Origin of the sequence: Falsiroseomonas oryzae (assembly GCF_027856955.1) — a bacterium.
In the GTDB taxonomy this organism is placed as follows: Bacteria; Pseudomonadota; Alphaproteobacteria; order Acetobacterales; family Acetobacteraceae; genus Falsiroseomonas; species Falsiroseomonas oryzae.
The window spans coordinates 1-7,035 of sequence record NZ_JAPSMD010000288.1; the positions used below are offsets into that span (position 1 = coordinate 1).

General features: G+C 70.7%; 7 protein-coding genes. 6 read left to right on the forward strand and 1 reads right to left on the reverse strand.

The features are described 5' to 3' along the window. The first annotated feature begins 2 nt into the window (after positions 1–2). Complete coding sequence (locus tag OZN99_RS21830) at positions 3–131, forward strand: oligopeptide/dipeptide ABC transporter ATP-binding protein (protein WP_408611890.1); 129 nt, start codon at positions 3–5, stop codon at positions 129–131. Between the two features lie 39 nt (positions 132–170). Here the strand turns inward: OZN99_RS21830 and OZN99_RS21835 are convergent, their stop codons facing one another. Next, the gene (locus OZN99_RS21835; RefSeq protein ID WP_270937366.1) at positions 171–932 is read right to left on the reverse strand and encodes a porin family protein; all 762 of its coding nucleotides are present in this window, start codon (positions 930–932) and stop codon (positions 171–173) included. 803 nt (positions 933–1,735) lie between these two features. On the opposite strand from OZN99_RS21835, the gene OZN99_RS21840 reads away from it, so the two are divergent. The 5 genes from OZN99_RS21840 to OZN99_RS21860 form a co-directional block, all read left to right on the forward strand. Then, on the forward strand, positions 1,736–3,328 hold the full coding sequence (locus OZN99_RS21840) for an ABC transporter substrate-binding protein (protein WP_270937367.1): 1,593 nt from the start codon (positions 1,736–1,738) through the stop codon (positions 3,326–3,328). 3 nt (positions 3,329–3,331) lie between these two features. Next, complete coding sequence (locus OZN99_RS21845; RefSeq protein WP_270937368.1) at positions 3,332–4,309, forward strand: ABC transporter permease; 978 nt, start codon at positions 3,332–3,334, stop codon at positions 4,307–4,309. Continuing rightward, positions 4,275–5,156, forward strand: coding sequence for an ABC transporter permease (locus OZN99_RS21850; protein ID WP_270937369.1), 882 nt, complete (start codon positions 4,275–4,277; stop codon positions 5,154–5,156). Before OZN99_RS21845 ends, OZN99_RS21850 begins: the two co-directional genes overlap by 35 nt. 1 nt (position 5,157) lies before the next feature. Further along, the gene (locus OZN99_RS21855) at positions 5,158–6,153 is read left to right on the forward strand and encodes an ABC transporter ATP-binding protein (protein ID WP_270937370.1); all 996 of its coding nucleotides are present in this window, start codon (positions 5,158–5,160) and stop codon (positions 6,151–6,153) included. Further along, the coding region (locus OZN99_RS21860) for an ABC transporter ATP-binding protein (RefSeq protein ID WP_270937371.1) at positions 6,137–7,035 on the forward strand (899 nt) is incomplete at its 3' end. The genes OZN99_RS21855 and OZN99_RS21860, both read left to right, overlap by 17 nt.

Consider the following 7,035-nt stretch of genomic DNA (forward strand, 5'->3'; position numbering starts at 1 on the left):
CGCTGGCGCCGCCGCCCGGCTGCGCCTTCCACCCGCGCTGCCCGCGCGCCGTCGCGCGCTGCCGGGAGGAGAGGCCGCTACTGCGCGAGGCCGGCGGGCGCCAGGTGGCGTGCCACCTGGCCGGGTCGTGACGGGGACGGCCCGCGAGGCGGCAGGCCGTCGGCCGGGCGTCAGAAGCGGAAGCTCACACCCAGCAGGGGCCCGCCGAACCCGACATCCAGGCTCACATCCTTCTTCGCATAGTCGATGTAGAGATAGCGGTAGCCGAGCTGCGCGGACATGTTCTGCGCGAAGCGCCACTCGATCGCGCCGAGCGCCTGCCAGGTCAGCCGCGAGCCGAGGTCGAAGCCGCCGATGTCGCCATAGGCGACGATGGACAAGCTCTCGCTCAGACGGAACTGGGCGCGCATCGCCAGGATCGGATCCAGCCAGGTCGGGCTGGCGCTGTCCGAGCGCGGACCGCCAAGGCCCTGGTTGAGCGTCAGCTTGGTGTCGAACCACCAGGCGCGGGCGCCGGCGCCCGCGTCGAGCGTGAAGGATGGCTGCTCCACGGCGCGATAGAGGCCGACGGCAGCGAATTCCGTCGCGGTGAGCCGCGCCTCGCCGCCGCGGAAGACCACGCCGCGCGGCGTGGAGACGCCCTGTTCGATGTCCATGTAGACCATGTCGATCAGCAGGCCGAAGCGGCCGCTGCGTAGCTCGGCGGAGCCCATCACGGCGAACTTCAGGTCATCGAAGATGTCGCCGAAATCGGCGCTGAAGTCGCGCGACTGCCGCGGCAGCTCGACGGTGCCGCTGACGCCGGCGGCCCACATGTAGGGCGTGAGCGTGACGCTCCAGCCCGGCGCGGGCTGGGTGGAGCCTTGCGCGAAGGCTGGCGTGGCGCCCGCCACGATGCCGCACAGCGCGGCTCCCACGAACCATGGCCTCATCGTCCAACCCCCTGCCTGTCGCGCCGCACCAGGCGAGTCGGGTGCGCAGCGGAAGATGCATAGCACGGCCGGACCGATCCGGACGCAGGGCGGCGCCACCATGGGAGATGCGGCGACCGCGTGCCGCGACCTCGTCTCGCCATGGCGGCTCCACGCAGGCCGAGACGCTCCGGCCCGAAGCGTCACCGCGGCGCCGAACCTGGCCGGCTCCACCCCGAGGCGAGCATAGGAGGGGGTGCGCTGCATCGGCAGGCAGCGAAACTATCCAACTCGTGCGGAAATCATCCCGACGGCGGCCAGACGCGCCTCGCGTCCCAGGCCGTACCATCCGCGCAAGGATGGTGCCCGCAGCGAAGGATGCGCATGCAAGGCCAGGACGCCGCGGGCGTACCGCCGCTGCATTGCGATGCCGGCGTTATCGGCCAGCTGCCGAGCGCGCGGAGGCCGGCGTCGCAGCTGTCCACGCAGCCGCAGCCGAAGAAGTTCTGCATCGTAGGCCATCGGCAGGATGGGCTCGCCGACGACATGGGACCGCTTCAGCATGCGGATATCGCCGTCCAGCGCTGCCGTGTTCTGCCGGTTCAGGATGATGCCGATCTTGCCCGGCTGCTGAGGGCACGGCGCGACGGGTGCTGGTGCGCCGGATACGCCTCTTCTCCAAGGTCCAGCGGGATCGGGAGCGCAAAGAGACTTGTCGTATGGTGACAAGTTCGTGTCGCATCATGCAAAGTCGCCCGCTTCATGCGCTCGCCATACTGTTGGTTCGGGGCGGCGGCAGAATGCCGGCGGGTCGGGAGGCAAGCATGACGAAGCTGTCGCGACGCGATCTGATGGCAGCCGGCGCCGCCACCCTCGCCGTTCCCGGGCCGGTCCTTGCGCAGGGCACGCCACGGCGCGGCGGCACCTTGATCCTGGCCATTGAGGGCGAGCCCGCCACGCTCACTTCCCACCTCGCCACCGACACGCCGGCCATGATGGTGGCGAACAACCTGTTCAACGCGCTGGTGCTGCTCAACGAGAAGCTGGAGCCGGTGCCGGATCTCGCGACAAGCTGGACGGTATCGCCGGACGGGCGCGCCTATGCCTTCGAACTCGCGCAGAATGTCCGCTGGCACGACGGGCGGCCGCTCACGGCAGCGGATGTCGAGTTCACCTTCAACGAGATCGTCGCCAAGCTGCACCCGCGTGCCGGATCCTGGTGGCCGAACGTGGAAAGCGCGAAGGCCACCGGTCCCCACAGCTTCGAGTTCCGCCTGAAGCAGCCCTTCGCGCCCTTCCTGACCATGCTGGGCAGCGTGCTGTCCTCCGGCGCACTGATCATGCCGAAGCACGTCTACGAGAACACTGATGCGCGCACCAACCCGGCCAACCAGCGCCCGATCGGCAGCGGGCCCTTCACCTTCTCCCGCTGGCAGCGCGGCAGCTTCATCGAACTGAACCGCAACGCAACCTACTTCAAGCCGAACCGCCCCTACCTGGACCGTCTGGTCTTCCAGGTCTCCTCGGACCCTGCGGCGCGCCTTTTGGCGTTCGAGCGCGGCGAGATCGACTTCCTGCACTGGTACATCGTGCCCTACGACCGCATCGGCCGGCTGCGCACGGACCGGCGCTTCAGGCTGTACCAGAAGGGCGACGCGGCGGCGACGAACGGGCTGATGCTGATCAACCACCGCCACGATCGGCTGAAGGACGCGAAGGTGCGCCAGGCGCTGGCGCATGCGATCAACCGCGAGACGATCAACCAGCGCGGGCTGTTCGGCGAGGCGAAGGTGGCGAAGAGCCATGTCGGCAGCACGATCGCCTGGGCCTTCACCGATCGCTTCGACTACGCCTTCGACCCCGCGAAGGCCAATGCGCTGCTGGACGAGGCCGGCTTCCGCCGCGGCGCGGATGGCCGCCGCTTCCCGCTGCGCCTGTTCTGGGCCTCCGGCCGCGATTACGAGGGGCGCGGGGCGGAGATCATCCGGGACAACCTGCGCGATGTCGGCGTGGACGTGACCGTGCAGGTGTTCGACCGCACCTCCTTCACGGACCGCGTGTTCCGCCAGTGGGATTTCGACCTGGCGATGCAGCTCTTCACCACCGGCCCCGACCCGACGGTGAGCGTGACGCCGCGCTACCACACCAACGCCATCCGCCGCGCGCCCTTCGTCAATGGCATGGGCTATTCCAACCCGGAGGTCGATGCGCTGTTCGACCGCGAGCCGACGATCACCGACCCGGCGCAGCGCGCGCAGGCCTGGCATGACATCCAGCGCATCCTGATGCGCGACCTGCCGGCCTTGCCGCTGTTCGAGCTGCCGCCGATCCACGCCGCATCCGCCAGGTTCGCGGATGTGGTGACCGGCCCGCAGGGCTACATCGAGAACCGCGAGAACGCCTACGAGCTGCGCTGAGCGATGGGGCCATCGCTCCTGCTCTACACGCTGCGCCGCCTGGTTCAGGCGGTGCCGCTGGTCTTCGTCATCATACTGATCAACTTCGCGCTGATCCATGCCGCGCCGGGCGACCCCATCGACTTTCTGCTCGGCTCCTCCGACGCGACGGAGGAGTACATCGCGCAGCTGCGTGCCGAATTCGGCCTGGACCGGCCGCTGCCGGAACAGCTGCTGGCCTATCTCGGCAAGATGCTGAGCTTCGACCTCGGCTACTCGCTGCGCTTCCGGGAGCAGGTGCTGACGCTGATTCTCTCGCGCCTGCCGGCGACGCTGCTGCTGATGGGCACCGCGCTGGTGGTGGCCAGCCTGCTCGGCATCCTGCTGGGCGCTGTCGCCGCGCGGCGACCCTACTCGGCCACGGACAATGTCGCGACGCTGGCGGCGCTGGCGGGCTATTCGATGCCGGTCTTCTGGCTGGGCCAGATCATGCTGCTGGTCTTCGCGCTGCACCTGGCGATGTTCCCGACCCAGGGCATGATGAGCCTCCGCGCGCCGCGCGAGGGCCTCGGCATGGTGCTCGACGTCGCGCACCACCTGGTGCTGCCGGTCGCGACCTACAGCGTCTACCACCTGGCGCTGGTGTTCCGCCTGACGCGGGTGAAGATGCAGGAGACGCTGGCGCTGGACTTCATCACCACGGCGCGCGCCAAGGGCCTTCCGGAGGGCCGCGTCGTCTATCGCCACGCGCTGCGCAATGCGATGCTGCCGGTGGTGACCGTCATCGGCCTCAACTTCGGCTTCATGCTGGCGGGTTCCGTCCTGACGGAGACGGTGTTCGCCTGGCCCGGCACCGGCCGGCTGCTGTTCGATGCCATCCAGGCGCGCGACTACCCGCTACTGATGGGCCTCTTCACGGTGCTGTCCGTGATGGTCATCCTGGCGAATGTCCTGACCGACGTGATCTATGCCCTCATCGATCCCCGCGTCGTCTATCGCTGAGGCCGCGGTCGCGCCGGCGCCTTCCGCCTGGCGGATCTTCCGGCACAACCGCGCGGCGGTGGCGGCAGGCGCCATCCTGGTGCTGCTGGCCGCCTTCGCGCTGCTGGGGCCGGCGCTGGCGCCTTTCGACCCCGTGCGCACGGGTGTCGGCCCCAGCATGGCGCCGCCCGGCCTGCCGCACCTGATGGGCACGGACGAACTCGGCCGCGACGTGCTGAGCCGCGCGGCGGGTGGCCTGCGCATCTCCCTGCTCGTCGGGCTGGGCGCGGCCGGTGCGGCGACGCTGATCGGGCTGCTCGTCGGCGGCGTCGCGGGCTTCTTCGGCGGGCTGATCGACGACGCGTTGATGCGGGTGACGGAGGTGTTCCAGGTGATCCCGCGCTTCTTCCTGGCGATCCTGCTGGTCGCCTTTTTCGGCGCGGGCCTGTTCAACATCATCTTCGCCATCGCCATCCTGGGCTGGCCGGAGGTGGCGCGGCTGGTGCGGGCGGAGGTGCTGACCCTGCGCAGCCGTCCCTTCGTGGATGCCGCGCGCGTCGCCGGCGCGTCGCGCACCGCGCTGATCGTGGGCGAGATCCTGCCGAACGCGATGGGACCGGTGGTGGTGAACACCTCGCTGCTGGTCGGCCAGGCGATGCTCCTGGAAGCGGGGCTGTCCTATCTCGGCCTCGGCGATCCCGGCGTGGTCAGCCTGGGCGTGATGCTGCAGGAAGCGCAGCAGATCATGCGCAGCGCCTGGTGGACCTCCGCCTTCCCGGGCCTGCTGATCTTCCTGGCGGTGCTGGCGCTCAACCTGCTGGGCGACGGGCTGAACGACGTGCTCGATCCCCGCGCGCGGGAACGCTGAGATGGCCGGGGCGCCGCTGCTCTCGGTGGAGGGGCTGGAGACGCACATCGCGACGCATGCCGGCACGCTGCGCGCGGTGGACGGCGTGGACCTGCATGTGATGCCCGGCGAGGCGGTGGCGCTGGTGGGCGAATCCGGCTGCGGCAAGTCGATGACGGCACTCTCCGTCATGCGCCTGTTGCGCCCGCCCGCCCGCACCGTCGCCGGCCGCGTAGCTTTCGAGGGCCAGGACCTCCTGGCGCTGGAGGAGGCGGCGATGCGCCGGCTGCGGGGCGACCGCATCGCCATGGTCTTCCAGGACCCGATGACCTTCCTCAACCCGCTGATGCGAGTGGGCGACCAGATCGCCGAGGCCTTGGCGCAGCATCGCGGGCAGTCGATGGCGCAGGCGCGGCAGGCGGCGGTGGAGGCGCTGCGCAGCGTGCGCATCCCGGAACCCGCCACGGTCGCGCGCAACTACCCGCATCAGCTCTCCGGCGGCATGCGGCAGCGCGCGCTGATCGCCATGGCGGTGGCCTGCCGCCCGGCGCTGCTGGTGGCGGACGAGCCGACCACCGCGCTCGACGTCACGGTGCAGGCGCAGATCATGCGGCTGCTGGCGGGGTTGCGGCGGGACCTCGGCAGCGCGCTGCTGCTGATCACGCACGACCTCGGCCTGGTCGCGGAGTACTGCGACCGGGTCTATGTGATGTATGCCGGCCAGATCGTCGAGCATGCCGAGGTCGGGGCGCTGTTCCGCGCGCCGCAGCATCCCTATACGCGCGCGCTGCTGGCCGCGGCGCTGCCGCCGCATCGGCGCGTGGCCGAGCTTGCCGCCATTGAGGGACAGCCGCCGAGCCTGCTCTCGCCGCCGCCCGGCTGCCGCTTCCACCCGCGCTGCCCGGCGCGCGTCGCGCCCTGCGACCGCGACGCGCCGCCCCTGTTCGTGCTGTCGCCTGAGCGGACCGCGCGCTGCTGGCTGCATGCGAGGAGCCCGGCCGATGCCGCCGCTTCTTGAGGTGCGCGACCTGGCCGTGCGCTTCCCGGTCGGCGGCGGCTGGCTGGGCCGCGGGCGGAAGCTGGTGAAGGCACTGGACGGGGTGAGCCTGGACGTCGCCGCCGGCGAGATCGTCGCCGTGGTGGGTGAGAGCGGCTGCGGCAAGACCACGCTGGCGCGCAGCATCCTCGGCCTGGTGCAGCCCAGCGCGGGTAGCCTGCGCTTCCGTGGCGCGGAGCTGGCCGGGCTGCACGGGGCAACGCAGCTTGCCTATCGCCGCGCGGTGCAGATGGTGTTCCAGGATCCCTTCGCCAGCCTGAACCCGCGCCGGACCGTCTTCGGCACGCTGGCGCAGCCGCTGCGCATCCATGGCATCGTGCCGCCCGGCGAGCTGCGCGCGGAAGCCGTGCGGCTGCTGGACCGCGTGGGGCTCAGCCCCGGCGCGGCGTTCCTGGACCGCTATCCCCACCAGTTTTCCGGCGGCCAGCGGCAGCGCATCGGCATCGCCCGTGCCCTGGCGGTGCGGCCCGAGGTGATCGTGGCGGACGAGGCGGTCTCGGCCCTCGACATCTCGATCCGGGCGCAGATCCTGGCCCTGATGCGCCGGCTGCGCGACGAGCTCGGCGTGGCCTGGCTGTTCATCACCCATGACCTTGGCGTGGTACGGTCGGTCTGCGACCGCGTCGTCGTCATGTATCTCGGCCGCGTGGTGGAGGAGGGGCCGACGGAGGCGATCTTCCGCCGCCCGCGCCATCCCTACACGACGGCGCTGATCAATGCCTGCCCGGTGCCGGATCCCGTGCTGGCGCGTGCGCCGCGCCCGGAGCCGCTGGGCGGCGACCCGCCCTCGCCGGTCTCGCCGCCGCCGGGCTGCCGCTTCCACACGCGCTGCCCGGTCGCGCG